15 protein-coding genes and 6 pseudogenes are annotated in these 26,038 nt (G+C 47.2%); 11 read left to right on the forward strand and 10 right to left on the reverse strand.

Annotated elements, in window-relative coordinates:
- Window positions 1-109 precede the first annotated feature (109 nt).
- Window positions 110-1,072: a DUF2860 domain-containing protein gene (locus UA76_RS18845; protein WP_047049400.1), complete on the forward strand. Its 963-nt coding sequence runs from the start codon at window positions 110-112 to the stop codon at window positions 1,070-1,072.
- A gap of 22 nt (window positions 1,073-1,094) precedes the next feature.
- Here the strand turns inward: UA76_RS18845 and UA76_RS18850 are convergent.
- Window positions 1,095-2,625 (reverse strand): annotated as a pseudogene (locus UA76_RS18850) (YifB family Mg chelatase-like AAA ATPase).
- 513 nt (window positions 2,626-3,138) lie between these two features.
- Between UA76_RS18850 and ilvG the strand changes: the two are divergent.
- The 6 genes and pseudogenes from ilvG to acuI all read left to right on the forward strand — a co-directional run bounded on the left by ilvG (window position 3,139) and on the right by acuI (window position 10,663).
- Window positions 3,139-4,784, forward strand: a pseudogene (gene ilvG / locus UA76_RS18855) (acetolactate synthase 2 catalytic subunit).
- Entirely contained in the window at window positions 4,784-5,068 is a 285-nt protein-coding gene (ilvM, locus tag UA76_RS18860; RefSeq protein ID WP_047049402.1) for an acetolactate synthase 2 small subunit, read from the forward strand. The pseudogene ilvG and the gene ilvM overlap by 1 nt, the downstream one beginning before the upstream one ends.
- Before the next feature lie 12 nt (window positions 5,069-5,080).
- Window positions 5,081-6,023: pseudogene (ilvE, locus tag UA76_RS18865) on the forward strand (branched-chain-amino-acid transaminase).
- Window positions 6,024-6,052: 29 nt separating this feature from the next.
- Window positions 6,053-7,894, forward strand: a complete 1,842-nt coding sequence (gene ilvD, locus UA76_RS18870; protein WP_047049405.1) for a dihydroxy-acid dehydratase — start codon at window positions 6,053-6,055, stop codon at window positions 7,892-7,894.
- A gap of 3 nt (window positions 7,895-7,897) precedes the next feature.
- A complete protein-coding gene (gene ilvA, locus UA76_RS18875; protein ID WP_047049406.1) occupies window positions 7,898-9,445 on the forward strand; it encodes a threonine ammonia-lyase, biosynthetic in 1,548 nt (515 codons plus the stop codon).
- A 238-nt stretch (window positions 9,446-9,683) separates the two neighbouring features.
- Window positions 9,684-10,663, forward strand: a pseudogene (acuI, locus tag UA76_RS18880) (acrylyl-CoA reductase (NADPH)).
- 233 nt (window positions 10,664-10,896) lie between these two features.
- Here the strand turns inward: acuI and UA76_RS18885 are convergent.
- Both UA76_RS18885 and UA76_RS24945 read right to left on the reverse strand, forming a co-directional pair.
- A pseudogene (locus UA76_RS18885) lies at window positions 10,897-11,840 on the reverse strand (LysR family transcriptional regulator).
- Window positions 11,841-12,009: 169 nt separating this feature from the next.
- Window positions 12,010-12,192 carry a hypothetical protein gene (locus tag UA76_RS24945; RefSeq protein ID WP_047049408.1) on the reverse strand — a complete coding sequence of 61 codons (183 nt, stop codon included), beginning with the start codon at window positions 12,190-12,192 and terminating at the stop codon, window positions 12,010-12,012.
- 147 nt (window positions 12,193-12,339) lie between these two features.
- On the opposite strand from UA76_RS24945, the gene tusA reads away from it, so the two are divergent.
- Window positions 12,340-12,588, forward strand: coding sequence for a sulfurtransferase TusA (gene tusA, locus UA76_RS18895; RefSeq protein WP_047049410.1), 249 nt, complete (start codon window positions 12,340-12,342; stop codon window positions 12,586-12,588).
- Window positions 12,589-12,784: 196 nt separating this feature from the next.
- Here the strand turns inward: tusA and UA76_RS18900 are convergent, their stop codons facing one another.
- On the reverse strand, window positions 12,785-13,042 hold the full coding sequence (locus UA76_RS18900) for a hypothetical protein (RefSeq protein WP_047049411.1): 258 nt from the start codon (window positions 13,040-13,042) through the stop codon (window positions 12,785-12,787).
- 159 nt (window positions 13,043-13,201) lie between these two features.
- A complete protein-coding gene (locus tag UA76_RS18905) occupies window positions 13,202-13,756 on the reverse strand; it encodes a TMEM165/GDT1 family protein (protein WP_047049413.1) in 555 nt (184 codons plus the stop codon).
- A 439-nt stretch (window positions 13,757-14,195) separates the two neighbouring features.
- On the opposite strand from UA76_RS18905, the gene glyQ reads away from it, so the two are divergent.
- The 3 genes from glyQ (at window position 14,196) to UA76_RS18920 (ending at window position 18,667) form a co-directional block, all read left to right on the forward strand.
- Window positions 14,196-15,131 carry a glycine--tRNA ligase subunit alpha gene (gene glyQ, locus UA76_RS18910; RefSeq protein ID WP_047049415.1) on the forward strand — a complete coding sequence of 312 codons (936 nt, stop codon included), beginning with the start codon at window positions 14,196-14,198 and terminating at the stop codon, window positions 15,129-15,131.
- A gap of 2 nt (window positions 15,132-15,133) precedes the next feature.
- Window positions 15,134-17,200, forward strand: coding sequence for a glycine--tRNA ligase subunit beta (gene glyS, locus UA76_RS18915; RefSeq protein ID WP_047049417.1), 2,067 nt, complete (start codon window positions 15,134-15,136; stop codon window positions 17,198-17,200).
- 216 nt (window positions 17,201-17,416) lie between these two features.
- Window positions 17,417-18,667 (forward strand): valine--pyruvate transaminase, encoded by a 1,251-nt coding sequence (locus tag UA76_RS18920; protein ID WP_047049419.1) that lies wholly within the window; start codon window positions 17,417-17,419, stop codon window positions 18,665-18,667.
- A 78-nt stretch (window positions 18,668-18,745) separates the two neighbouring features.
- Here the strand turns inward: UA76_RS18920 and UA76_RS18925 are convergent, their stop codons facing one another.
- The 5 genes and pseudogenes from UA76_RS18925 to dnaA all read right to left on the reverse strand — a co-directional run bounded on the left by UA76_RS18925 (window position 18,746) and on the right by dnaA (window position 25,899).
- Complete coding sequence (locus UA76_RS18925; protein WP_047049421.1) at window positions 18,746-19,183, reverse strand: Hsp20 family protein; 438 nt, start codon at window positions 19,181-19,183, stop codon at window positions 18,746-18,748.
- A gap of 516 nt (window positions 19,184-19,699) precedes the next feature.
- Window positions 19,700-22,118: pseudogene (gene gyrB / locus UA76_RS18930) on the reverse strand (DNA topoisomerase (ATP-hydrolyzing) subunit B).
- 18 nt (window positions 22,119-22,136) lie between these two features.
- The gene (gene recF / locus UA76_RS18935) at window positions 22,137-23,216 is read right to left on the reverse strand and encodes a DNA replication/repair protein RecF (RefSeq protein ID WP_047049422.1); all 1,080 of its coding nucleotides are present in this window, start codon (window positions 23,214-23,216) and stop codon (window positions 22,137-22,139) included.
- Window positions 23,217-23,249: 33 nt separating this feature from the next.
- A complete protein-coding gene (dnaN, locus tag UA76_RS18940; protein WP_047049424.1) occupies window positions 23,250-24,350 on the reverse strand; it encodes a DNA polymerase III subunit beta in 1,101 nt (366 codons plus the stop codon).
- A 142-nt stretch (window positions 24,351-24,492) separates the two neighbouring features.
- Window positions 24,493-25,899 carry a chromosomal replication initiator protein DnaA gene (gene dnaA, locus UA76_RS18945; RefSeq protein ID WP_047049426.1) on the reverse strand — a complete coding sequence of 469 codons (1,407 nt, stop codon included), beginning with the start codon at window positions 25,897-25,899 and terminating at the stop codon, window positions 24,493-24,495.
- Window positions 25,900-26,038 lie beyond the last annotated feature (139 nt).

A 26,038-nucleotide genomic window follows, 5' to 3' on the forward strand; every position in this document is an offset into this window, starting at 1 on the left:
GCGCGTAATTATACAAGCCCTTGGACACATTGGAATATTTTACGGTATGGTCAGATTAGTTGACGCATCGCATTCTTAAAATTAAATCAATAAAGTGACGGAGAACTTTATGAATCTAAAGCTCACAACATTGGCAGCAGCCATTGCTATTTCAGCGCCAGCGATGGCAACACTAGGCGAGGCCAATGGCTTTAGTGGCGAAATATCAGTGATCGCTGGATACTCCTCTAGTGAATCAAATCTTGATACCAACTCTTCGGCCAACTTAACCAGTTTAGATGCAAAGCCCGAGTCTGATGATAACTTCCTTGCCGCGCCACTTGGTAACGTGGCTTATACGTTTGGTAGCCGCAGTGAACAACAAATTTATGCGGGTACCACACGTGAAGATATTGCCGTAGGTACGGTTGCGCTGCAATTGGGCTACAAATACCTATTCCCCTCGCGCATGCAGATCAATCTTTCTTACTTGCCGACGGTCGTGGAAGGAGAAGAATGGCAAAACCCTTACGATACGGTGAACACGCGCACAGAGACCGACGTAAAAGGCAACGCTTACCGAATGGAAATCAACAACGTAGCGGGTAGCCTGCTGTCGTTTGATTTAGCCTACGCGGATAAAGAAGTAAAGAATGATTTCTGGCAGGGTACCTATCTTGATCGCAATGGCAGCACCTACCAAGCTAAAGCCAAAGTACGCGTGCCAATTAGCCGTTCAACCATGTTAATGCCCTCGATCACTTATCAGCGCCACAACGCTGATGGTGAAGCGAACGCTAAGAAAACTATCACGGGTGAACTGAGCTTATTTCAATCATTTGGCCCACATCAGTTTGCACTGACTGGTAGCTATGGCTCAGCCGACTACGATGGAGCCAATGCACTGTTTAGCGGTGAAACTCGCAATGAAGATATGTTCAGCTTCTTCCTTGCCTATGAGTACCAGCAGTTCCTTGGCTGGCAGAACACCTCGTTCATCGCCTTTGCCGGTTACGACAATAGTGACGCCAATATCGATTTCTACGATACTAAAAGCATGATTACGTCGATTGGCTTGAGCTACCGATTCTGATCGCTTTAACCCAAGTGCGATTTTAAAAACTACTGACCGATTGAGCGGTGAGCTGTTTCATTAAACGGTCCATCGCTCGATACCCTAAAGCCTCTGCAAGATGAGGCTTTTCTATATCCGGACTTCCTGCCAAGTCAGCAATAGTCCGAGCCACCTTGATAATGCGATGATACGCACGAATCGACAACCCAAGCTGATGAAGCGCGTTTTCGAGAAACTGAGCGTCAGCCTTCTTTAGTGGGCAGTAGGTTTCCACCTCTCGACTTCCCAAACGGGCATTAATTAACCCACCGCGATCTAACATCGTCTGCCTAGCAACAATCACTCTATCTTTTACCACTTGAGTAGCTCTCCTCTGTCCCCTCCTTCTGCCAACGTCCCTTTCGGTAGCAAAGGTATCTCGAGTGACATATCGAATCGGTCCAAAAGCGGCCCAGACAATCGCCCCAAATAACGCAATATAGTTTGAGGGTTGGCTCTTGCTTGCTCACCTTCATAAAATCCGGTTGGGCTTGGGTTTAACGCCCCTACTAATTGAAACTGAGCCGGAAAACGGGTTTTACCTTGAGCACGTGAGATAATGATTTCCCCTGATTCGAGTGGCTCACGCAAGGAGTCGAGCACCTTACGCTCAAACTCGGGCATTTCATCGAGGAACAGCAAACCATTATGAGCTAACGAGATCTCCCCAGGCCTTGGAATACTGCCGCCTCCTACCAAAGCGGCCATAGAACTAGAGTGATGAGGAGACCGAAAAGGACGCAGCTTCCAGTTATGTTGATTGATCTCTTGCTGAGTTAGTGATGCGACAGAGGCTGTTTCCATTGCTTCATCGTCGGTCATTTCCGGCAACAAATCACACAGCCGAGAAGCCAGCATGGTTTTGCCCGTTCCCGGTGGGCCCAAAAACAATAGGTTATGACCACCAGCTGCCGCAATTTCTAAAGCACGCTTGCCTTGCTGCTGGCCAATAATGTCTTGTAAATCCCGCTTCAGGCTAGCGCCATCAGCGGAGGGTGGTGATTGAAACAGACTCAGGTTTTGCTGACCACAAAGCTCAGCGCATACTTCTAACAGTGTTTGCGCCGATCGATGAGCATCTTGGTCCACCAATGCCGCTTGGCTGCCGTTGTATTGGGGCACAATGAGGCTGTGTCCGGCTTTCTTCGCGGCTAACGCGGCGGGCAGTATACCTTTCACAGGCCTTAACCCCCCGAAAGCGCAAGCTCACCCACATATTCCCGTAACGGAAGTTTATCTGTTGGAATTTGATCAGAGGCGGCCAAAATGCCCAAAGCGATAGGTAAATCAAATCGGCCTCCCTCTTTGGGTAAATCAGCAGGAGCAAGGTTAACGGTAATCCGTTTCGCGGGAAACTCGAACTTAGAATTGATAATCGCACTGCGCACTCGATCGCGAGACTCCTTCACCGTTGTCTCTGGAAGACCAACTAAAGTAAACCCAGGCATTCCATTACTAATGTGTACTTCCACGGTTACCGCTGGCGCTTCAACGCCAACACACGCTCGGCTATGAACGATTGCTAATCCCATCTTTTTCCCTACTGATTGATTAAGCTAGCGTATAAAAATCGGATATCTTCATTTTTATCACCCAATTACGCTAACGAAGATTGTTATATTGCCTATTCAAATGCTGAGGGAATGTGAAAAAAGAATGAGTTTTTGCTTGTCATTTAACGGAAAGGTGTGTTACCACTAGAGACGCAAACAATTTCGTAAGATATTACGTAAACAGATAACGAAGAAAACGATGAACTTCAACGCTCACCTAAATCTACTGCTAGCCCTGATTATCGTGGTCATTATTGACACCGCGCGGGGGAGAGTGGGCGGAAAATAACCACAAGATTCACAAAACCCCCGCACTGAAAAGTCCGGGGGTTTTTTTACAATTATTAGACTTGAAAATTGAAGCTCATCCTAAAGCAGAGCGAACCGTTCAAAGCCACTGCTTTAGTTATGACAGGAAGAAATGGGAGTGCACACGATGTGCAATGTTAAAGGAAAAACCTACGAGGGTACTCGTAGTCAAGGAGGCATACGATGACAGGTGCAGAGCTAGTCGTAGCCGCATTGAAGCAGCAAGGAATTGAGACCATCTTTGGTTACCCAGGTGGCGCAATCATGCCGATTTATGATGCGCTATATGATGGTGGTGTTGAACACATACTGTGCCGACATGAACAAGGCGCGGCGATGGCCGCCATTGGTATGGCACGTGCAACTCAAGATGTTGCGGTTTGTATGGCCACTTCTGGCCCGGGTGCAACCAACCTTGTCACAGGCCTTGCTGATGCATTTATGGACTCCATCCCTCTTGTTGCCATCACAGGTCAGGTAGCAAGCTCTCATATCGGTACCGATGCTTTCCAAGAGATGGATGTTATCGGTATGTCTCTATCGTGTACCAAGCACAGCTACTTGGTGACTGACATCCATGATCTAGCGCCAACTTTGGCCGAAGCGTTTGAAGTTGCCAAAGCCGGTCGCCCTGGCCCTGTGATTGTCGACATCGCTAAAGACGTTCAGCTAGCCCAAGCACCAACGGAAATCCTGCCAGACTTCGAACACGTTCCATTCCCAGTTCCAACACCAGAAGCATTCCGCCTAGCCAATGCACTACTGCGTGAATCAAAGCGCCCAGTTCTTTACGTGGGTGGTGGTGTTCAGCTCGCTAAAGCAACCGACTCGGTTCGTCAGTTCTTGGCTGATAACCCGATGCCATCCGTAAGTACCCTTAAAGGTTTAGGTACGATTGAGCGTCACGATCCTCACTACCTTGGCATGTTAGGAATGCACGGCACAAAAGCGGCCAACCTAGTGGTTCAAGAGTCTGACCTACTTATCGTAGTTGGCGCACGTTTTGATGACCGAGTAACCGGAAAACTCGATACATTTGCACCAAACGCAAAAGTTATCCATATCGACATCGATGCAGCCGAGTTCAACAAGCTGCGTCACGCACACTCTGCACTGCGTGGTGATATTCGTGAAATTCTTCCTCAGCTTAAGTGCGAACACGACATCAGCCCGTGGGCACACCACTCAGAAAGCTTGCGCAAAGCATTCAAGTGGCGTTATGACCACCCAGGTGAGCTTATCTTTGCTCCGCTCCTGTTGAAGCAGCTCTCGGAAATGATGCCTGATAGCTCAATGATCTCAACCGATGTTGGTCAGCACCAGATGTGGCAGCTCAGCACATTCAACCGCGCAATCCACAAAACTTCATCACTTCAGCGGGTCTCGGCACCATGGGCTTCGGCTTGCCAGCTGCGATGGGCGCATCGGTAGCACGTCCAGATGATCAATCTATCCTAATTACGGGTGACGGTTCGTTCATGATGAACATTCAAGAGCTGGGCACGCTGAAACGTCGCCAGATCCCGGTGAAAGTGGTTCTACTGAACAACCAACGTTTAGGCATGGTTCGCCAATGGCAATCGCTGTTCTTTGATGGTCGCCACAGTGAAACGATTTTGGACGATAACCCAGATTTCATCATGCTCGCTAAAGCGTTCGATATTCCGGGTAAAACCATTACTAAGAAGGAAGAAGTCGAGCCAGCATTAAAAGAGATGCTAGAGAGCAAAACCGCTTATGTCTTAGAAGTGGCTATCGATGAAGAAGAGAACGTTTGGCCACTCGTACCGCCAGGCGCATCAAACAGTGATATGTTGGAGAACACCTAATGGAAAGATATTTTCTTGATATAAAAGCAGACGACAAACCGGTTCTGTTGGAGCGTGTTCTTCGTGTGGTTCGTCACCGTGGTTTTGTGGTTAAACAGGTTGCCGGTACGCAAAATCACGAAAGCAAAATCGCCAGTGTGGAAATTATTGTCGATAGTGATCGCCCTATCTCATTTCTCACTAACCAAATTGAAAAGTTGTGGGATGTCATTAGTGTTGAAGTAACAAAAATTGATAAAAACGAACTCCCTAATAACAACCTCCAGCACAACGCTAACGTATAAAGGAAGACAATAATGGCTACAAAAACAGCAGACTACATTTGGTTTAATGGTGAGATGGTACCGTGGGCAGAAGCAACGTACACGTGCTAACTCACGCTATGCACTACGGTACGTCGGTATTTGAAGGCGTTCGTTGTTACAACACTCCAAATGGCCCCGTTGTCTTCCGTCATCCTGAGCATGCTAAGCGCCTTAAGGATTCTGCAAAAATCTACCGCTTCCCTATCCCTTACACTGAGGAAGAGATCATGGAAGCAACACGCGAAACGCTGCGTCAAAACAAGCTTGATTCTGCTTACATTCGTCCACTTGGCTTTGTTGGCAACGTAGGTTTGGGCGTGTGCCCACCAGAAGGTACTGAGATGGAGCTTATCATTGCTGCATTCCCATGGGCTCATACCTAGGTGAAGAAGCGCTAGAAAATGGCGTTGATGCAATGATTTCAAGCTGGAACCGCGCAGCACCAAATACGATTCCAACGGCAGCAAAAGCCGGTGGTAACTACCTGTCTTCTCTACTTGTTGGTGGTGAAGCGCGTCGTCACGGTTACGATGAAGGTATCGCTCTAAGCGTTGATGGTTACCTGTCTGAAGGTGCAGGTGAGAACATCTTTGTCGTGAAAGATGGCGTGATCACCACACCACCAGCAACCAGTGCAATCCTTCCGGGCATCACTCGCGATACCATTATGACTCTGGCTCGCGACCGTGGCTTTGAGGTGCGTGAAGCAAACATTGCTCGCGAAGCCCTATACCTAGCAGATGAAGTATTCATGACCGGTACAGCAGCAGAAGTCGTTCCTGTTGCAACTATCGATAAGATCGAAGTGGGTACAGGCAAACGCGGCCCAATCACGAAAGAGCTGCAAGCAGCGTACTTTGGCCTATTCAATGGCACCACAGAAGATAAGTGGGGCTGGCTAGACTACGTATACCCACAAGACGCAAACAAATAATCGCACCGGCAAAATAAGGAAGTAACACAATGCCTAAATATAGATCAGCAACCACAACTCATGGCCGTAATATGGCCGGTGCTCGCGCGCTTTGGCGTGCAACGGGTGTTAAAGACGAAGACTTCGGCAAGCCAATCATCGCCGTAGTTAACTCATTTACTCAGTTCGTTCCAGGTCACGTTCACCTGAAAGACATGGGCCAACTCGTCGCTCGTGAAATTGAAAAAGCCGGCGGTATTGCTAAAGAATTCAACACCATCGCGGTTGATGATGGTATCGCAATGGGTCACGGCGGCATGCTGTACTCTCTTCCATCGCGTGAGCTTATCGCAGATTCCGTAGAGTACATGGTAAACGCGCACTGTGCTGACGCCATGGTATGTATCTCGAACTGTGACAAAATCACTCCGGGAATGCTAATGGCGTCAATGCGCCTAAACATCCCAGTGATCTTTGTCTCTGGTGGCCCAATGGAAGCAGGTAAAACCAAGCTTTCTGATCAAATCATCAAGTTAGACTTGGTGGATGCAATGATCCAAGGTGCTGACCCGAAAGTCTCTGACGAGCAAAGTGAGCAAATCGAGCGCTCTGCATGTCCAACTTGTGGTTCATGTTCTGGAATGTTCACCGCAAACTCAATGAACTGCCTAACCGAAGCACTTGGTCTATCTCAGCCAGGTAACGGCTCTATGCTAGCAACGCACGCAGACCGTGAGCAGCTATTCCTAAATGCTGGCCGACGCATCGTTGAACTGACACGCCGTTACTACGAGCAAGATGACGAATCCGCACTGCCACGCAACATTGCAACCTTTGATGCGTTTGAAAACGCCATGGCGCTAGATATCGCCATGGGTGGCTCAACCAACACGATTCTTCACCTATTGGCGGCAGCTCAAGAAGGTGAAGTAGACTTCGACATGGAAGATATCGACCGCCTATCTCGTCAAGTACCTCACCTATGTAAAGTGGCGCCTTCGACTCAGAAGTACCACATGGAAGACGTTCACCGCGCTGGTGGTGTAATGGCTATCCTTGGTGAACTGGATCGCGCAGGTCTTCTGCATAGCGAAGCCCGCACTGTGTTGGGTTTGAGCATGAAAGAACAGCTGGCTCAGTACGACATCATGCAAACTGAAGACGCTGACGTATTAAAGTTCTTCCGCGCAGGCCCTGCGGGTATTCGTACCACACAAGCCTTCTCGCAAGATTGTCGTTGGGATCGCCTTGACGATGACCGTGTTGATGGCTGTATCCGAACTAAAGAAAACGCATTCAGCCAAGAAGGCGGCCTAGCCGTTCTTTCAGGTAACATCGCGCTAGACGGTTGTATCGTTAAGACTGCGGGTGTTGATGAGAGCATCCACAAGTTCACCGGCCCTGCTGTGGTATTTGAAAGCCAAGAAGATGCGGTTGAAGGCATCTTGGGTGGCAAAGTGAAAGCAGGTGATGTGGTTGTTATCCGTTACGAAGGTCCAAAAGGTGGTCCGGGCATGCAAGAGATGCTTTACCCAACCACTTACCTTAAGTCTATGGGCCTAGGTAAAGAGTGTGCACTTCTCACTGATGGTCGATTCTCTGGTGGTACATCAGGTCTATCTATCGGTCACGCTTCACCAGAAGCGGCAAATGGCGGTGCAATTGGCCTAGTTAAACAAGGCGATATCATCGCTATCGACATTCCAAACCGTTCAATCTCGCTTGAAGTTTCAGACGAAGAGCTAGCCGCTCGCCGCGCTGAGCAAGATAAGATTGGTTGGAAGCCAGTTGACCGTGTTCGTGAAGTGTCATTTGCACTAAAAGCATACGCAAGCATGGCAACCAGTGCTGACAAAGGCGCAGTTCGCGACAAATCTAAGCTTGAGGGTTAACCCATGAGTGAGCCTGTTACTGCTAAGGATAGCGGACAATCTGGTGCAGACTACCTGCGCCAGATCTTAAGAGCGCCAGTGTACGAAGTGGCGACCGTCACTCCGTTGCAATCCATGCCACGTTTGTCACAGCGCACAGGCAATGAAGTTCAGATTAAACGAGAGGACCGTCAACCGGTCCACTCATTCAAACTTCGCGGTGCTTACAACATGGTGGCAAACCTCTCGGAAGAGCAAAAAGCCGCCGGTGTCATTACGGCTTCAGCGGGTAACCATGCGCAAGGTATGGCGCTTTCTGGCACAAAGTTAGGCATTAAAACCACTATCGTAATGCCAAAAACTACGCCAGACATTAAAGTCGAGGCCGTTCGTGACTTTGGTGGTGATGTGGTTCTGCACGGTAGCAACTTTGACGAAGCCAAAGCAGAAGCCGTGCGTCTGTCTGATGCTCATAGCTATACATTTGTTCCCCCTTTCGATCATCCATTAGTGATCGCAGGTCAAGGTACGATCGGTATGGAGATGCTGCAGCAAAACGGCCATCTAGACTATATCTTCGTTCCTGTCGGCGGTGGTGGTATAGCTGCAGGTATCGCGGTATTAGTTAAGCAACTGATGCCAGAAATCAAGGTAATTGCCGTTGAACCAGAAGACTCTTCTTGTTTGAAAGCAGCCTTAGACGCAGGCGAGCCTGTGGTATTGGACCAAGTCAGCATGTTTGCCGATGGCGTCGCAGTGAAGCGCATTGGTGAAGAGACTTTCCGCCTATGTCAGAAGTACATTGATGGCCACATTGCCGTATCGAGCGATGAAATCTGCGCTGCAGTTAAAGACATCTTCGAAGATACCCGAGCAATCGCCGAGCCTTCAGGTGCGGTGGCATTAGCAGGCCTTAAGAAGTTTGCTGAGCAAAACCAGCTACAAGGTAAACAGTTAGGGACAATACTGTCTGGCGCTAACACCAACTTCCACGGCTTACGCTATGTTTCAGAACGTTGTGAGCTCGGTGAGAAGCGTGAAGGCTTACTTGCAGTGACCATTCCAGAGCGCCAGGGTGCCTTCTTTGAGTTCTGTAATATCATTGGCGGTCGAGCGGTGACTGAGTTTAACTATCGTTACAACGATGACAGTTTGGCCAATATCTTTGTTGGTGTTCGCCTGCAAGGCGGCCAAGAAGAGCTGGAGAACATCATTCAGGATTTGCGTGATGGTGGCTACCCAGTGGTTGATTTGTCAGACGACGAAATGGCGAAACTGCACGTGCGCTACATGATTGGTGGTAAGCCATCCAAGCCACTCAAAGAGCGTTTGTACAGCTTTGAGTTCCCTGAATATCCTGGTGCGCTACTGAAATTCTTAAGCACACTGGGTACACATTGGAACATCAGTCTGTTCAACTACCGTAACCATGGTGCCGATTACGGCCGAGTTTTATGTGGTTTCGAACTGGATGAAGCAGATTTGGCTCAGTTCTCATCTCACCTTCGTGAGCTGGGTTATCAGTGCAAAGACGAAACCGACAACCCGTCGTATCAGTTCTTCCTGTCCTAGTTCTTAGCTGAATGAGCTCTTAACTGACATAAGATTAGTGAAACTTTTAAAAGCCAATCCTTGCGATTGGCTTTTCTTTATCTGCTGTCTTTTCCAGTTTTAGATTAAATGCACTAAACGCATAAATATAATGCTAAAGTTTCATTTTAATCATAGTGATATACGAACTACACTATGATCACTTTCCTTGCTGACACATTTACAGCCAATCAATCTGGCTATCCTGTTGGAGATAAACATGTTTAATGCATTAGTTCTAAATCAAGAAGAAAAACGTACCATTGCTAACATCGAACAGATCGATGAATCTCACTGCCTGAAGGCGACGTTCTCGTTGAAGTCGATTACTCATCTCTTAACTACAAAGATGGCCTGGCGATTACCGGTAAAGGCAAGATCATCCGTAACTTCCCAATGGTGCCGGGCATCGACATGGCGGGTAAGGTGATCAGCTCTGAAGACAAACGCTACCAAGCTGGTGACGCCGTTGTCCTAACAGGTTGGGGCGTAGGTGAGAACCACTGGGGTGGCATGGCGCAACGCGCTCGTCTTAAAGCAGATTGGTTAGTACCACTACCAAAAGGCCTAGACAGCAAAAAGGCCATGATGGTTGGCACCGCTGGTTTCACTGCAATGCTATGTGTACAAGCCCTACTTGATGGCGACGTAAAACCTGAAGACGGTGAAGTGCTTGTGACAGGTGCGAGTGGCGGTGTTGGCTCTGTAGCCGTGACGCTTCTTGCTCAGTTAGGTTACAAGGTTGCAGCGGTTACTGGCCGTGTAGAGCAAAACGGCCCACTACTTGAAAAGCTAGGTGCAAGCCGCATTATCGACCGTACTGAATTCGAAGAGCCTGCACGTCCACTTGAGAAGCAAGTATGGGCAGGTGCTGTCGATACGGTAGGCAGCAAAGTTCTGGCTAAAGTGCTAGCGCAAATGGATTACAACAGCGTTGTGGCAGCTTGTGGTCTTGCGGGTGGATTTGACCTGCCAACTACAGTAATGCCATTCATTCTGCGCAATGTACGCCTACAAGGTGTGGATTCGGTAATGTGCCCAACTGAAAAACGTATCGCGGCTTGGGAAAAACTGGTTGAGCTACTACCAGAGAGCTACTTTGAGCAAGCGTGTACTGAAGTTGCTCTAGAGCAAGCACCTCAATACGCAGAAGACATCACCAATGGTCAAGTGACAGGCCGTGTAGTGATTAAGCTTTAAAGCTAAAATGAATGATAAAAGCCAGCCCTTATACCCAAGTAACCTCAAGATGCTGGTTCAGCGAGCATTGCCTAGTTTGCAAACGCGGCAACGATTCGACAATCTAGTGGTTCTAAATTGAGAATCGTTAACAAAGTATGCGGGCTAGGCAAACTCGCCCTTCGGGAGCGGTTCACTATATTGTGCTGGCTTTTTTGTGTTCAAACTTCCGTCCTGACCATTTAACGAAAGCATTATTCGCTTAACCCCATATCTTCAATGCGCTTTGATATTAAGCGGCCACACTCTTCCTTCACAATGGCTCTTAGCCACTCTTGCGCCGGTGAATGCTCGCACCTTGGATGCCAAATCATTGAATAGTCGAATGGAGTGAACTTAAACGGCAATGGTTTGACCGCCAAATCGTAACGCTCAGCCACTAGATACGCTAAATCCGCAGGCACGGTGATGATAATCGGCATGGTATCAACAATCGCTAGAGCAGCTTCCAGATGATAAGCACGCAGCACCATTTTACGCTTCGGTGAACCGACTAAAGCCTGTTCGAGCAAGGCTTTGACACCATCACTGATCGCTATCATGGCATGCGGATAGCGAGAGTAATCTTCCAAACTCATCTCTTTATTGGCTAGTGGATGCTGTTTAGATAACAGACACAACACACCTACCTTACCCAGTACGTCACTACGCAGTGGCTCAACTGGTCCCGTAGGGCGACAAATGGCTAAGTCAGCACTCTCATAGGTAAGCTGATCAGCCAATCTATCGTGCTGCAGAGGTAAGAATTCAAACGAGACTTGGGGGCTTCTTGGTATATACGCGGCAAAGCAAATGGCAGAATGGTTTGCATTGCATAATCGGTAGTGGCAATGGTGAACGTCTGGTCGCACTGTTTAGGCTCAAACTCAACCGGTGACAGTAACTGACGCAGCGATTCCAGCGGCTCCCCTAAGCTTCGATCGATTTCCAGTGCTTTTTCTGTCGGGATGAGATGCTGCCCTTGCCGAGTAAACAAAGGGTCGCCGAGCAGATCTCGCAGACGCCCTAACACGCGGCTCATAGCAGATTGACTCAGGTTAAGACGCGTCGCAGCTTTGCTCACGCTGCTCTCTTCTATCAAGACTCGCAGCGCCACCAGTAAGTTTAAATCTCGACGGTAGACTTCTTCTAATTCCATACAAACCTCATACACTTATCGCTATAGTGTAATCGACAGGCAAAAAAAATCCCGCCTTTCAGCGGGGAAGCCCAAGAAAACTGGGGATAGTGTCGGAATGTATAGGTTGTTAGCTCAGTATGTGCGGTACTAAGCCCATGTCTGATAGGTGTTACTCAGAGTGGAAACATCAATTGTTTTGCTCTTCAGAAGCATCGTGCCCGCGATGCGTCTCAAGCCAAATCCCAATAATCGTCGCACTTATGCCCATAAGTGGCGATAGTGATGGTTCCGCTGGTCCTCTCAAAAACAATGCACAAATCGAAATAAAACAAAGAACGTAATAGATGGTCAGTCTATCGATTGTGCTCAAATCTCGCTCCTTGCATTTGTGTTCGCTTTTAATTGTTACCAACTTGTTAACTAAATTAAAACAAATTGATCCGTTTGCCAAGTGCTTATTGAATATTTTTTCTTCAACAGTATCATCAGCCTCTCCAAAGCTAGATATGAATAGACCATGACGATTAATACTGAACTTGCTCAACACACGCTGGATGCCCAAGGACTTCGCTGTCCAGAGCCTGTAATGATGGTCAGGAAGACAATTAGAAAGATGCAAGATGGTGAAATACTGCTCGTAACGGCAGATGACCCATCAACCACTCGCGACATTCCAAGCTTTTGCCGTTTTATGGACCACGAATTGGTTGCGGCGCAAAGTGATGAGCTGCCTTATCAATACCTAATTAAAAAAGGCGTGGCGTAAAGTCTCTATACCCGTAAAGTCTCTATACCATAGTGACTTGAAGACCCTAGTGACTTCAAATGCGGGATTCAGAGCGATTTAAAAATCCAAACAAAAAGGCAGCACTCCAACAGGGTGCTGCCTTTTTTAATTCAATACTGCGTTAGTTCTATACTGCGTTAGTTCTATACTGCGTTAGTTCTATACTGCGTCGAGATCAATCTTGCGACTGCTGATAAACCTGCGATTGTAGCTTGTCGAGTTGCTTTTGCATGTTACGCATCTCTTGGTGCATAGGAATAATATGAGCCACTCGAATCCAAGATTCGACCATAAGCCCAGTCATAATGATTGCGCCAACCACCATTGGTAACCACATGTCAGTAAGCACCATACCCAGTAAGGTCAGTACCAAACCAAAGGTGAATAAGTAGCTTTGACTTTGTGGGGTCATTCCCATGTAACGTGTAAGCATAATTGCGCCCTCTCGCCACTGAATACAAGATTAAAGTAGCATGACAATTGTGACACTACTATGTCAGTTATCACACATCATCGACTTTTAGATTCAGAGTTTGATCTGGCGCATTTATCCACTCAGTTTTGTTTTTTCGACTCATTTTCGCGACAAGATTTATACGATTGCCGCTGCCACCGCTAAACCTATAAACAGCAATGCGGTGATCTTACGAATCAAACCTAGCGGCAATTTATCCGCCGATAACTTACCAATAATCACCACAGGAACGTTGGCCAGTAACATGCCAATGGTGGTGCCTAAGATGACCATAAACAGCGCATCCGCAAACTGCGCACCAAGAATTGAGGTGGCGATTTGAGTTTTGTCGCCAATCTCAGCAACAAAAAAGGCGATGAAGCTGGCGATAAATGGGCCGCGATTGGAGATCCCTTCATCGTCATCTAGTTTATCGGGAATTAGAACCCAAGCGGCCATGGCAATAAAGCTGACCACCAGCACCCATTTCAGCACTTCTTGAGATAAATGATCCGCGACCACCACACCAAGCCAGGCAGCTAAGGCATGATTGGCTATTGTGGCTAGAAATATCGCCGCAATGATGGGAATCGGTTTACGGTATCGACTAGCTAAAAGCAGGGATAAAAGTTGGGTCTTATCGCCTATTTCGGCTAAGGCGACAGTTGAAATTGATATAGCTAAAACGCTCACGACATGCTCGTTTGGGGCGGGATTATTATATTTAACCGTAGACAAACCTCGCGCCCCACCCCGGTTCACGATGTTTGTCTAAGGTCTTGCTAAACGATATCGACTTATGTGTTGTTGTGGTCGATTGTCGTCTCGAATGCCATGATGATTTTGCATCAATTATGTTGACAGACGAACCTAACATCCCAGTGTTGATGATTAGGTAAGCTACTCCCCAAAGACGCGTGAATTCTAGCCACCTCTCGCCTTCAACTCAAGTGACAATCGTGTAAATAAATTCCTTTTCGGAAAAATTTCGAGTCAAAGCCACTATTTTTCCATTAAACGACATTTTTGGTGAGTAAATAGGCAAGATTACCTCTACTCGCATGACCAATATCTGGGTATACTTGATCGTTATTTTTTATTAAATCATTAGAAGAATCGCGCGAACCTGACTATGCAAAAATACGATATCAAAACCTTCCAGGGAATGATCCTCGCGCTGCAGGATTACTGGGCACAAAACGGTTGTACCATTGTTCAACCACTAGATATGGAAGTAGGTGCTGGCACCTCTCACCCAATGACATGTCTACGTGCACTTGGCCCAGAGCCAATGTCTACGGCATACGTTCAACCTTCACGTCGTCCGACCGATGGTCGTTACGGTGAAAACCCGAACCGTCTGCAGCACTACTATCAGTTCCAAGTAGCTTTAAAACCATCTCCAGATAACATTCAGGAGTTGTACCTAGGCTCGCTTGAAGTTCTTGGTATCGACCCGCTAGTACACGACATTCGTTTCGTAGAAGACAACTGGGAAAACCCAACTCTAGGTGCATGGGGTCTTGGTTGGGAAGTATGGCTAAACGGCATGGAAGTAACTCAGTTTACTTACTTCCAGCAAGTTGGTGGCCTTGAGTGTAAACCTGTTACTGGTGAGATCACTTACGGTATCGAGCGTCTAGCTATGTACATCCAAGAAGTAGACTCTGTTTACGACCTTGTATGGAACATCGCACCAGACGGCAGCAAAGTGACTTACGGTGATATCTTCCACCAAAACGAGGTTGAGCAATCAACTTACAACTTCGAGCACGCTGACGTCGATTTCCTATTCACATACTTTGACCAGTGTGAGAAAGAAACCAAAGAGCTACTAGAGCTAGACAAACCTCTTCCTCTGCCAGCTTACGAGCGCATTCTAAAAGCGGCACATGCATTCAACATCCTTGATGCACGTAAAGCTATCTCTGTTACAGAGCGCCAACGTTACATCCTTCGTATCCGCAACCTGACTAAAGCCGTTGCAGAAGCATACTACGCATCACGTGAGGCTCTTGGCTTCCCTATGCTCAAAAAAGAAGTGCTAAAAAAGGACGAGGAGAAGTAATCATGGCAAAAGAGTTTCTAATTGAACTGGGTACTGAAGAGCTACCACCAACGCAGCTTCGTACTCTAGCAGAAGCTTTCGCGGCAAACTTCGAAGCAGAACTAAAAGGCGCGAGCCTAACGCACGAAGGTGTGAAATGGTACGCTGCTCCTCGTCGTCTTGCTCTTAAAGTAGCAGCACTGGCTGAAGGCCAAGAAGACAAAATCGTTGAAAAGCGTGGTCCAGCAGTTTCTGTGGCATTCGATGCTGAAGGCAACGCAACCAAAGCGGCTCAAGGCTGGGCTCGTGGTAACGGTATTACCGTTGAGCAAGCTGACCGTCTAGTGACAGATAAAGGCGAATGGCTTCTCTTCAAACAAGAAGTTAAAGGCCAAGCAACGTCTGAAATCGTTGTTGACCTAGCAGCAAAAGCACTAGGTAACCTACCAATCGCTAAGCCAATGCGTTGGGGTAACAAGACAACTCAGTTTATCCGTCCTGTTAAGACGCTAACTATGCTAATGGGTTCCGACCTAATTGAAGGTGAGATCCTAGGCGTAGCCTCTGACCGCACTATCCGTGGTCACCGCTTCATGGGTGAGCAAGAGTTCACTATCGATTCTGCAGAGCAATACCCAGCGATCCTAGAAGAGCGCGGTAAAGTGATGGCAGATTACGAAGCGCGTAAGGCGATCATCCTAGCAGATTCGCAAAAAGCAGCTGCAGCGGTTGGCGGTGTGGCTGATCTAGAAGATGACCTAGTTGAAGAAGTTACGTCCCTGGTTGAATGGCCGGTTGTACTGACTGCGAAGTTTGAAGAAGAGTTCCTGAAGGTTCCTTCTGAAGCCTTGGTTTACACCATGAAGGGTGACCAAAAGTACTTCCCAGTGTATGACGAAAACAAGAAGCTACTTCCTAACTTTATCTTCGTATCGAACATCGAATCGAAAGAGCCTCGCCACGTAATCGAAGGTAACGAGAAGGTTGTACGCCCACGTCTAGCCGATGCCGAGTTCTTCTTTAACACCGACCGTAAGCGTCCTCTAATCGACCGTCTACCTGAACTAGAGCAAGCTATCTTCCAAAAGCAACTTGGTACTATCAAAGACAAGACAGATCGCATCACTGAACTTGCTGGCTACATTGCTGAGCAAATCGACGCTGACGTTGAAAAGTCGAAGCGTGCTGGTCTTCTAGCCAAGTGTGACCTAATGACATCAATGGTATTCGAGTTTACCGATACTCAAGGTGTGATGGGCATGCACTACGCCACTCACGATGGTGAAGATGAGCAAGTAGCACTGGCGCTTTACGAGCAGTACATGCCTCGTTTCGCGGGTGACGATCTACCAAGCACTGGTATCTCATCTGCGGTAGCAATGGCGGACAAGCTAGATACTATTGTTGGTATCTTCGGTATTGGCCAAGCACCTAAGGGGTCAGATCCGTTTGCACTTCGTCGTGCGTCACTAGGTGTATTGCGCATCATCGTTGAAAACGGCTACAACCTAGATCTAACAGACCTAATCGCCAAGGCTCAATCTCTGTTCGGCGACAAACTGACTAACGCTAACGTTGCTGATGACGTTATCGAGTTCATGCTAGGTCGTTTCCGTGCATGGTACCAAGATGCAGGCTTCAGCGTAGACATCATCCAAGCAGTTCTAGCGCGTCGTCCGACTAAACCAGCAGACTTTGACCAACGTGTTAAAGCGGTTTCTCACTTCCGTGAGCTAGAAGCAGCAGAAGCACTAGCCGCAGCGAACAAACGTGTAGGTAACATCCTAGCGAAATTTGATGGCGAGCTAGCAGCAGACATCGACCTTGCTCTTCTTCAAGAAGACGCAGAGAAAGCACTAGCAGAAAGCGTTGAAGTGATGACTGAAGCACTAGAGCCAGCATTTGCGACAGGTAACTACCAAGAGGCCCTAAGCAAGCTTGCTGACCTACGTGAGCCTGTTGATGCATTCTTCGATAACGTAATGGTTATGGCTGATGACGAAGCTCTGAAGAAGAACCGTCTAACGCTACTGAACAACCTACGTAATCTATTCCTGCAAGTTGCGGATATCTCTGTGCTGCAGAAATAGTCTGTCCATTGACTTGTTAAGCCACCTTACTTAACAAGTAATAGCGATTATCAAAGCCCAACTCATCCGAGTTGGGCTTTGTTTTTATGTTTAACCAAAAATGTGCTTTGACTCGTATTGTGCTTGAGGTATGTTCAAGGATTACTTATCCACCAGCCTCGGGCTGGCAAGGGCTAAAATAAAAAAGCAATCGCAATGAATTAGGTAACACTCGTAATGCAATTTTCTAAGTTTGGTGAAAAATTTAATCAGTACTCAGGCATCACCCAGTTAATGGATGATTTAAATGATGGACTTCGCACTCCTGGTGCCATCATGCTCGGAGGTGGTAACCCTGCCGCCATCCCAGCCATGCTCGAGTACTTTCACCAAGCCAGTGAAGAGCTCCTCGCCAGTGGTGAACTGGTGGCCTCGATGGCCAATTACGATGGCCCGCAAGGCAAAGATGTGTTTGTTAAAAACCTCGTTAAGCTGTTCAAGCAAACCTATGGTTGGGATATCACTGAGAAGAACATTAGCTTAACCAACGGTAGCCAAAGTGGCTTCTTCTATCTATTTAACCTATTAGCGGGCACCCAAACTGACGGCTCGCATAAGAAAATTCTTCTGCCACTCGCCCCTGAATATATTGGTTACGGCGATGCAGGAATCGATGAAGATATCTTTGTCTCTTATCGCCCTGAAATTGAGCTGCTCGAAAACGGCCAGTTCAAATACCACGTCGACTTTGAACAGCTGAAAGTCGACGACTCGGTTGCCGCGATTTGTGCCTCACGCCCAACCAACCCAACCGGTAACGTCCTAACCGATGAAGAAGTTCAAAAGTTAGATAAGCTGGCGCGTGAGAATAATATCCCGCTGATCATCGATAACGCCTATGGCCTACCATTCCCAAATATCATCTTTGAAGATGTGAAACCGTTTTGGAATGAAAATACCATTCTATGCATGAGCCTTTCTAAACTCGGTTTACCGGGACTACGCTGTGGGATTGTGATTGCCAGCGAGGAGATCACTCAAGCTTTAGCGAACATGAACGGCATCATCAGTTTAGCGCCGGGCAGCTTTGGCCCAACTTTAGCTAATCATATGATTGAGAAAGATGACTTGCTCGATCTGAGCAGCAATGTCATCAAGCCTTTCTATCACCAAAAATCCCAGCGCGCAGTTGAGCTGCTGAAACAGGCAATCCCAGATCCGCGTTTTCGCATTCATAAGCCAGAAGGCGCTATTTTTTTATGGCTCTGGTTTGATGAACTGCCAATTACCACCATGGAGCTTTATCGCCGATTGAAAGCTCGCGGAGTACTTATTGTACCTGGTGAATACTTTTTCATCGGTCAGAGTGAAGATTGGGAGCATGCACATCAATGTGTGCGTATGAACTACGTACAAAACGATGAAATGATGTCCAAAGGCATTGAAATCATTGCTGAAGAGATAGAAAAAGCCTACCAGTCAGCTTAATTCACCCTACCGAAATGCAAAAACGCCACTAACTTAGTGGCGTTTTTCATAATCTATTTATCTACTTGAATTCGATGCTTATTCGCTATCAATCAAGTTGTTGCCGTTAATCGCAATCTTACGTGGTTGCATCGCTTCTGGAATTTCGCGTTCTAGTTCAACGTGAAGTAAACCATTTTCCATCGTTGCGCCAATCACTTTTACGTAATCAGCCAGCTGGAACTTACGCTCAAAGTCGCGCTCAGCAATGCCTTGGTAAACGTAGTTCTTACCTTCTTCAGGTTTACGTTCACCACGAACAATCAGCATGTTCTCTTTCTGAGTAATGTCGAGATTCTCTTCAGCAAAACCAGCAACTGCCATCGTAATACGGTAGTTGTTCTCATCTTTTTGCTCGATGTTGTATGGAGGGTATCCACCTGAAGAGTTTTTCGCGTTGTTCGCTTCCATTAGATTGAAAAGACGATCAAAACCAATGGCGTTACGGTATAGGGGAGTGAAATCTACATTGCGCATAATACTATCCTCTTAATTAAGCAATAGCCTCAGCTGCGGGCAACAGGCCACATCAGTCTGAGTGATTCCATCATCATTCCTCGGGCATTATTTACTCTAAGTAAAATTTGCTCTGGGACATGTGAAGAATCGAATCAAAATCCTAGTTCCTGCTATTTAGTCAGTCACTAGGTCATATTGTGTGCTGCTAAGTCATCCTCTCTTGAGCGATGGTCAGTCAGCAATTGCAGAAAGCCGTTACTTCTCGTTTGAGCAAGTCAGTCACCCTCTTCACAAATAGATATAGGGATAGGCCATAATCTTTTCAAGGGATTATTTTTAAATATTTTTAAACCACCTATTTTTCAGTCACTTAAAAACAAAAAAGCACCATCCAAAGGACAGTGCTCTATAAAAATTTTAGTGTTTTGAGACGAAGCTATTTGGCTTTAGTTCAAGGAAGAGGCGCGGAGCATACGAATGTATGTGAGCACCTCTGACACAGAAATTAAGCCAAAGAGCAAAGTATCAAAGATACTAAACGTCTAGGTTTGCTACTTTGAGTGCATTCTCTTCAATGAAGTTACGACGCGGTTCTACTTGGTCACCCATTAGTGTCGTAAACAGCTGGTCTGCACCAACAGCATCTTCAATCGTTACTTGCATCATACGTCGAGTCTCTGGGTCCATCGTGGTTTCCCAAAGCTGATCTGGGTTCATCTCACCTAGACCTTTGTATCGCTGCAGGCTTAGACCACGACGTGATTCTTTGATTAGCCACTCAAGCGCTTCTACGAAGTTCGCGACAGGTTGAGTACGCTCACCACGTTTAATGTAAGCACCCTCTTCAATTAAGCCATCTAGTGCTTCAGATAGGTCAGCCAGCTTGCCGTACTCTTTCGAGTTGATTAAGTCGATGCTCAGTACATGCTCGTGCGTCACACCATGAGTACGAACAATCACTTTAGGTAGGCTTAGACCTAGCTCTGCGTGTTGCTCAACTTCAAGACTGTACTGGCTTGCGCCGACTTCTTTCGCGTTCAGCTGCTCAACAAGCTGTTTGCCCCAAGCCTCAACAGCGGCTGCATCGTGACACTGCTCAGCCGTTAGGCGTGGCGTGTAGATGAACTCATGCACAAGCGCATGTGGGTAACGACGGCTCATGCGATCCACCAGCTTGATGCCAGCATTGTACTGTTGTACAAGCTTCTCTAGCGCTTCACCCGCTAATGCTGGCGCTTCTGGGTTAACGTGCAGCGCTGCGTTATCCAATGCCAAAGAAACTTGGTATTGGTTCATTGCATCTTCATCTTTGATGTACTGCTCTTGTTTGCCCTTCTTCACTTTGTATAGCGGTGGCTGAGCAATGTAGATGTAACCACGTTCAATCAGCTCTGGCATTTGACGGTAGAAGAAAGTCAGTAGCAGAGTACGGATGTGAGAACCATCGACATCGGCATCGGTCATGATGATGATGTTGTGGTAACGCAGTTTATCTGGGTTGTACTCGTCGCGACCAATACCACAACCAAGTGCGGTAATTAACGTTGCCACCTCTTGAGAAGAAAGCATCTTGTCGAAGCGGGCTTTCTCAACGTTTAAGATTTTACCTTTCAGAGGAAGAATCGCTTGGTTCTTACGGTTACGGCCTTGTTTTGCGGAGCCGCCTGCCGAGTCACCCTCCACTATGTAAAGTTCAGAAAGCGCTGGGTCTTTTTCCTGACAGTCCGCCAGTTTACCTGGTAGGCCTGCTAAGTCTAACGCGCCTTTACGACGAGTCATTTCACGTGCTTTACGCGCTGCATCACGAGCGCGCGCTGCATCGATAATCTTAGTACAAACAAGCTTGGCTTCACCTGGGTTTTCAATCAGGAACTCAGATAGTTTTTCGCCCATTGCTGACTCAACCGCAGACTTCACTTCAGAAGAAACCAGTTTGTCTTTGGTCTGGCTTGAGAACTTAGGATCTGGAACCTTAACCGAGATAACTGCAGTTAGACCTTCACGAGCGTCATCACCAGATGTGGCAGTTTTTCGCTTTCTTCGAGAAGCCTTCTTTGTCCATGAACGAGTTCAAGGTACGAGTTAGTGCGGCACGGAAGCCCGCAAGGTGTGTACCACCATCGCGCTGAGGAATATTGTTGGTGAAACAGAAGATGTTCTCTTGGTAACCATCGTTCCATTGCATCGCCACTTCAACTGCGATGCCGTCTTCACGCTCAGAATTGAAGTGGAAAACTTTCTCAATGATTGGCGTCTTGTTGGTGTTCAAGTGATCAACGAACGCTTGGATACCACCTTCGTACATGAAGTGATCTTGCTTGTCTTCTTCACGCTCATCACGCAGTTTGATCGATACACCTGAGTTTAGGAAAGACAGTTCACGTAGACGCTTAGCTAGGATGTCGTAGTGGAATTCTGTATTAGAGAATGTCTCTTCACTTGGCCAGAAACGAATCTCTGTACCCGTTTTATCAGTTTCACCAATCACAGACAGTGGCGCTTGAGGCTCACCGTGATGGTAAGTTTGCGTATGGATTTGACCACCACGGTGGATAGTTAGCGTCACTTGCTTAGACAGTGCGTTTACTACCGATACACCTACACCGTGCAGACCGCCCGATACTTTGTACGAGTTATCGTCGAACTTACCACCGGCGTGAAGTACCGTCATGATAACTTCTGCAGCCGATACATTCTCTTCTGGGTGCATTTCGGTTGGGATACCACGGCCATCGTCGCGTACCGATACTGAGTTGTCCTCATGAATGGTCACGATGATGTCTTTACAGTGACCTGCCAACGCTTCATCAATTGAGTTATCCACCACCTCAAAAACCATGTGGTGCAGACCGGTGCCATCATCTGTGTCGCCGATGTACATACCTGGACGCTTACGTACCGCATCCAGACCCTTCAGTACCTTAATACTCGATGAATCGTAATTTTCAGACATGAGTTACTCTCTCACTATTTATCCTTGCTCTATCTTGCCGTGTTCCACATGGAACACTTGGCCATTGTCATCGCGCATGTCGGCGATTTGGCTTTCCGTGATAGAGCTTACAAAAACTTGAGCCCCCGTCGCTTTTAAACACTCCGCTAAGCGGCTACGACGTTGACTATCTAATTCTGATGCAAAGTCATCAATCAAATAGATGCATTGCTTCTTGGTCACCTGAGTTAAGTGCTGACCCTGCGCCACGCGCAGCGCACATACCATTAATTTCAGTTGGCCCCGTGACAGAACATCCTCAACCGGTGTTCCGTTCAATTTAATTCTTAAATCGGCTTTGTTAGGGCCGCTAAAGGTATACCCGAGTGACTGATCACGCTCGAAGTTCTTTTCGAGAATCTCCTGATACGGCGTGTCTTTATCCCACCCACGATAATACTTCAATTGGATATCAAATTCTGGCAAAAATTCGCGGCATATCTGCTCTGCGACAACTTTCATCTGCTCAATGTAATCTGATCGCCACTGACTGATGCTTTCAGCCAGACGAGCCATCTCTTGATCCCAATAACTGAGTTCTCGATAGCTTCGCGCAGTTTTTAATAGCGCATTACGCTGCTTGTTAAGCCGTTTAAATCGCCCCCAAGCATCAAAGAATGCAGACTCGGTATGAAACACACCCCAATCAATAAATGCTCGACGAAATTTAGGGCCGTCAGTGAGCAAATCAAACCCTTCAGGGTGGATTAACTGCAACGGCAGTACCTGTGCAAGCTGCGCGAGCTTTTGTCCAGATTGACCGCCTATTTTAACCTCTGTTGTCCCATCACGCTGCTTATTAATGCCAATTGGTAGCTCAAATTGATCCGAGTTCAAAAAACGACCGTGAACAAACAGTTCATCACACTCGTTTTGGATGATTCTTCCGGTTAAAGAGCTTTTAAATGAGCGGCCATGTCCAAGTAGGTAGATGGCTTCCAGCACACTGGTTTTGCCGCTTCCATTCGGCCCAATAAGAAAGTTAAAGCCTGTGGATAGTTCAATATCACAGGCTTTGATGTTTCTAAACTGTTGGACGATTAAACGGGTTAAAGGCATGGATGTTCGATCATGAAATGCGTCAATCAACTACTACAAGCGGATTGGCATTACCACGTACATTGCACTGTCGTCGTCTGCGTTTTCAATCATCGCACTGGCATTAGCATCCGACATAGAGATTCGCACTTTCTCACAACGTAGAGTATTTAGCACATCCAGCACATAGCTAACATTGAAGCCGATTTCGATGCTGTCGCCTTCAAAGCTCACATCAAGCATCTCTTCCGCTTCTTCTTGCTCTGGGTTGTTCGCCGTGATTCGCATCTCGTTGTCAGCAAGATTCACACGCACACCGCGGAATTTTTCATTCGATAGGATAGCCGCGCGTGAAAAGGCTTGGCGCAGTTCATCACAACCCGCTTCTAGCGTTTTGGTTGTAGTTTGCGGCATTACACGGCGGTAGTCTGGGAAACGACCATCCACCAGCTTAGACGTAAACACGAAGTTGTTCACTTCCGCGCGCACGTTTGAGCTACCAATTTGCAGCACCACTGGCTGCTCTGGCGCATCCAGCAGTTTTACTAATTCTTGAACGCCTTTACGCGGTACGATGATCTGCTGCTGAGCAAAATCTGCAGTGAGAGCCGTTTGCGATACCGCCATACGGTGGCCGTCGGTTGCAACGCTGCGCAGCGTCGTGCCATCAAGCTCAAACAACATACCATTGAGATAGTAACGTACGTCTTGGTTTGCCATCGAGAATTGAGTCTTCTCGATTAGGCCACGAAGTTCAGCTTGGGTGAGCGACACTTCTACTTCGCTTTGCCAATCTTCGATATTTGGGAAGTCGTTAGCTGGCAAAGTCGCCAATGAGAAGCGGCTGCGACCAGAGCGAACTTGAACGCGATCGCCTTCCAGTACCACAGTGATAACCGAACTGTCTGGCAGGCCACGACAAATATCTAGGAATTTTCTTGAAGGAACCGTGATGCTACCCGCTTCAAAGTCATCTTCTAAGGTCACACGGCTGATCAGCTCAACTTCCAAGTCGGTCGCCGTCATTGAAAGTACATTGTCTTCCACTTTTAGTAGCAGGTTACCAAGAATAGGTAACGTTGGTCGGCCACCTAATGCGCCGGACACTTGCTGCAGTGGTTTTAACAAATGGCTACGTTCAATCGTAAATTTCATATCTAGCTCTTTATCCAGCTCTATTTATCTAGATCTAAGTGTTAGTTAGGTCAGTGTCCAAGCAAGGTTGTTGAACACTGTTAATTGGCTATAAGAATACTGTATTAGCGACAAGAATACTTTGTATTACAAAGAATTTGAATTAAGAAGACAGAGTACGGATCAAGTTTGAGTAATCTTCCTTGATGTCGTGACTTTCTTCACGGAGCTGCTCAATCTTACGACAAGCATGCAGTACCGTGGTGTGGTCGCGACCACCAAATGCATCACCAATCTCTGGCAAGCTATGGTTGGTCAGCTCTTTAGCAAGCGCCATCGCAAGCTGTCTTGGACGCGCTACCGAACGAGAACGACGCTTTGAAAGTAGGTCTGCTACTTTAATCTTGTAGTATTCCGCGACCGTCTTTTGAATATTGTCGATGGTGACCAGCTTCTCTTGCAGCGCAAGCAGATCGCGCAGTGCTTCACGCACAAAATCAATGGTGATTGGGCGACCAGTAAAGTTAGCATTGGCAATAACACGGTTAAGCGCCCCCTCCAACTCACGAACATTCGAGCGAAGACGCTTAGCAATGAAGAACGCGACTTCATCGGCCAAGTGAATCTGGTGGTCTTCGGCTTTTTTCATCAAGATCGCAACGCGGGTTTCAAGCTCTGGTGGCTCTATCGCCACAGTTAGACCCCAGCCAAAACGAGATTTGAGACGATCTTCTACACCGCTGATCTCTTTTGGATAACGGTCAGACGTTAGAATGATCTGTTGATTGCCTTCAAGTAGCGCATTAAAGGTATGGAAGAACTCTTCCTGAGAACGCTCTTTGTTGGCGAAGAATTGAATGTCATCGATAAGAAGTGCGTCAACACTGCGATAGTAACGTTTGAACTCTTCAATCGCGTTGTTTTGCAGCGCTTTAACCATATCTTGTACAAAACGCTCCGAGTGCATGTACACCACTTTCGCGTTCGGCTTGTTGTCGACAATCGCATTACCCACCGCATGCAGCAAGTGAGTCTTACCTAAACCAGTACCACCGTATAAGAATAGTGGGTTATACGCTGAACCAGGATTATCCGACACCTGACGCGCCGCCGCCAAACCCAACTGGTTTGACTTACCTTCAACGAAGTTATTGAACTTGTGCTTCGGGTTTACGTTTGATCTGTGGTTGATGTCAGCAATGGCCTGAGCATCATCATCCCAAGTTTTGTGAACTGGCTTACGAGCTTGCAGCTGTGCAGGCGCTGATGATTCAGCGGCCACATCAGCAGGTGTACGCGTTGGTGCTGGCTTTGGCGCAGCGACCGGACGGCTACCGACTTCAAAACGCAAACTTGGGATATCGTTGCCGCAGTACTCCTGCAGCAGACGATTAATGTTGTTGAGGTACTTATCACGAACCCAATCAAGCACGAAGCGATTGGGTGCAAATAGAGTCAGTGTATTGTCATTGAGTTCCGCCTGTAATGGACGTACCCACATGCTAAATTCAGTAGCTGGTAACTCTTCTTGGAGCTGTTGCAAACATTGCAACCAAAGCGAAGATGACACAGTGACCCCACTCGATTCATTATTATTAGGAAAGACCGACAATTTTACCTGTTGATAACCAAGATCGCCAGCAAATGATCGACGATCCAGTGAATAAGATCTAAGTTATTCACACTTTTTTCCAAGTTTTACTCGGATC

Origin of the sequence: Vibrio mexicanus (assembly GCF_001012815.1) — a bacterium.
Classification (GTDB): Bacteria; Pseudomonadota; Gammaproteobacteria; order Enterobacterales; family Vibrionaceae; genus Vibrio; species Vibrio mexicanus.

Bases quoted from the DNA above. Each gene is read 5' to 3' on its own strand.
- UA76_RS18845 (WP_047049400.1), top strand. From the start codon at position 110: ATGAATCTAAAGCTCACAACATTGGCAGCAGCCATTGCTATTTCAGCG.
- ilvM (WP_047049402.1), top strand. From the start codon at position 4,784: ATGGAAAGATATTTTCTTGATATAAAAGCAGACGACAAACCGGTTCTG.
- ilvD (WP_047049405.1), top strand. From the start codon at position 6,053: ATGCCTAAATATAGATCAGCAACCACAACTCATGGCCGTAATATGGCC.
- ilvA (WP_047049406.1), top strand. From the start codon at position 7,898: ATGAGTGAGCCTGTTACTGCTAAGGATAGCGGACAATCTGGTGCAGAC.
- tusA (WP_047049410.1), top strand. From the start codon at position 12,340: ATGACGATTAATACTGAACTTGCTCAACACACGCTGGATGCCCAAGGA.
- UA76_RS18900 (WP_047049411.1), bottom strand. From the start codon at position 13,042: ATGCTTACACGTTACATGGGAATGACCCCACAAAGTCAAAGCTACTTA.
- glyQ (WP_047049415.1), top strand. From the start codon at position 14,196: ATGCAAAAATACGATATCAAAACCTTCCAGGGAATGATCCTCGCGCTG.
- glyS (WP_047049417.1), top strand. From the start codon at position 15,134: ATGGCAAAAGAGTTTCTAATTGAACTGGGTACTGAAGAGCTACCACCA.
- UA76_RS18920 (WP_047049419.1), top strand. From the start codon at position 17,417: ATGCAATTTTCTAAGTTTGGTGAAAAATTTAATCAGTACTCAGGCATC.
- UA76_RS18925 (WP_047049421.1), bottom strand. From the start codon at position 19,183: ATGCGCAATGTAGATTTCACTCCCCTATACCGTAACGCCATTGGTTTT.
- recF (WP_047049422.1), bottom strand. From the start codon at position 23,216: ATGCCTTTAACCCGTTTAATCGTCCAACAGTTTAGAAACATCAAAGCC.
- dnaN (WP_047049424.1), bottom strand. From the start codon at position 24,350: ATGAAATTTACGATTGAACGTAGCCATTTGTTAAAACCACTGCAGCAA.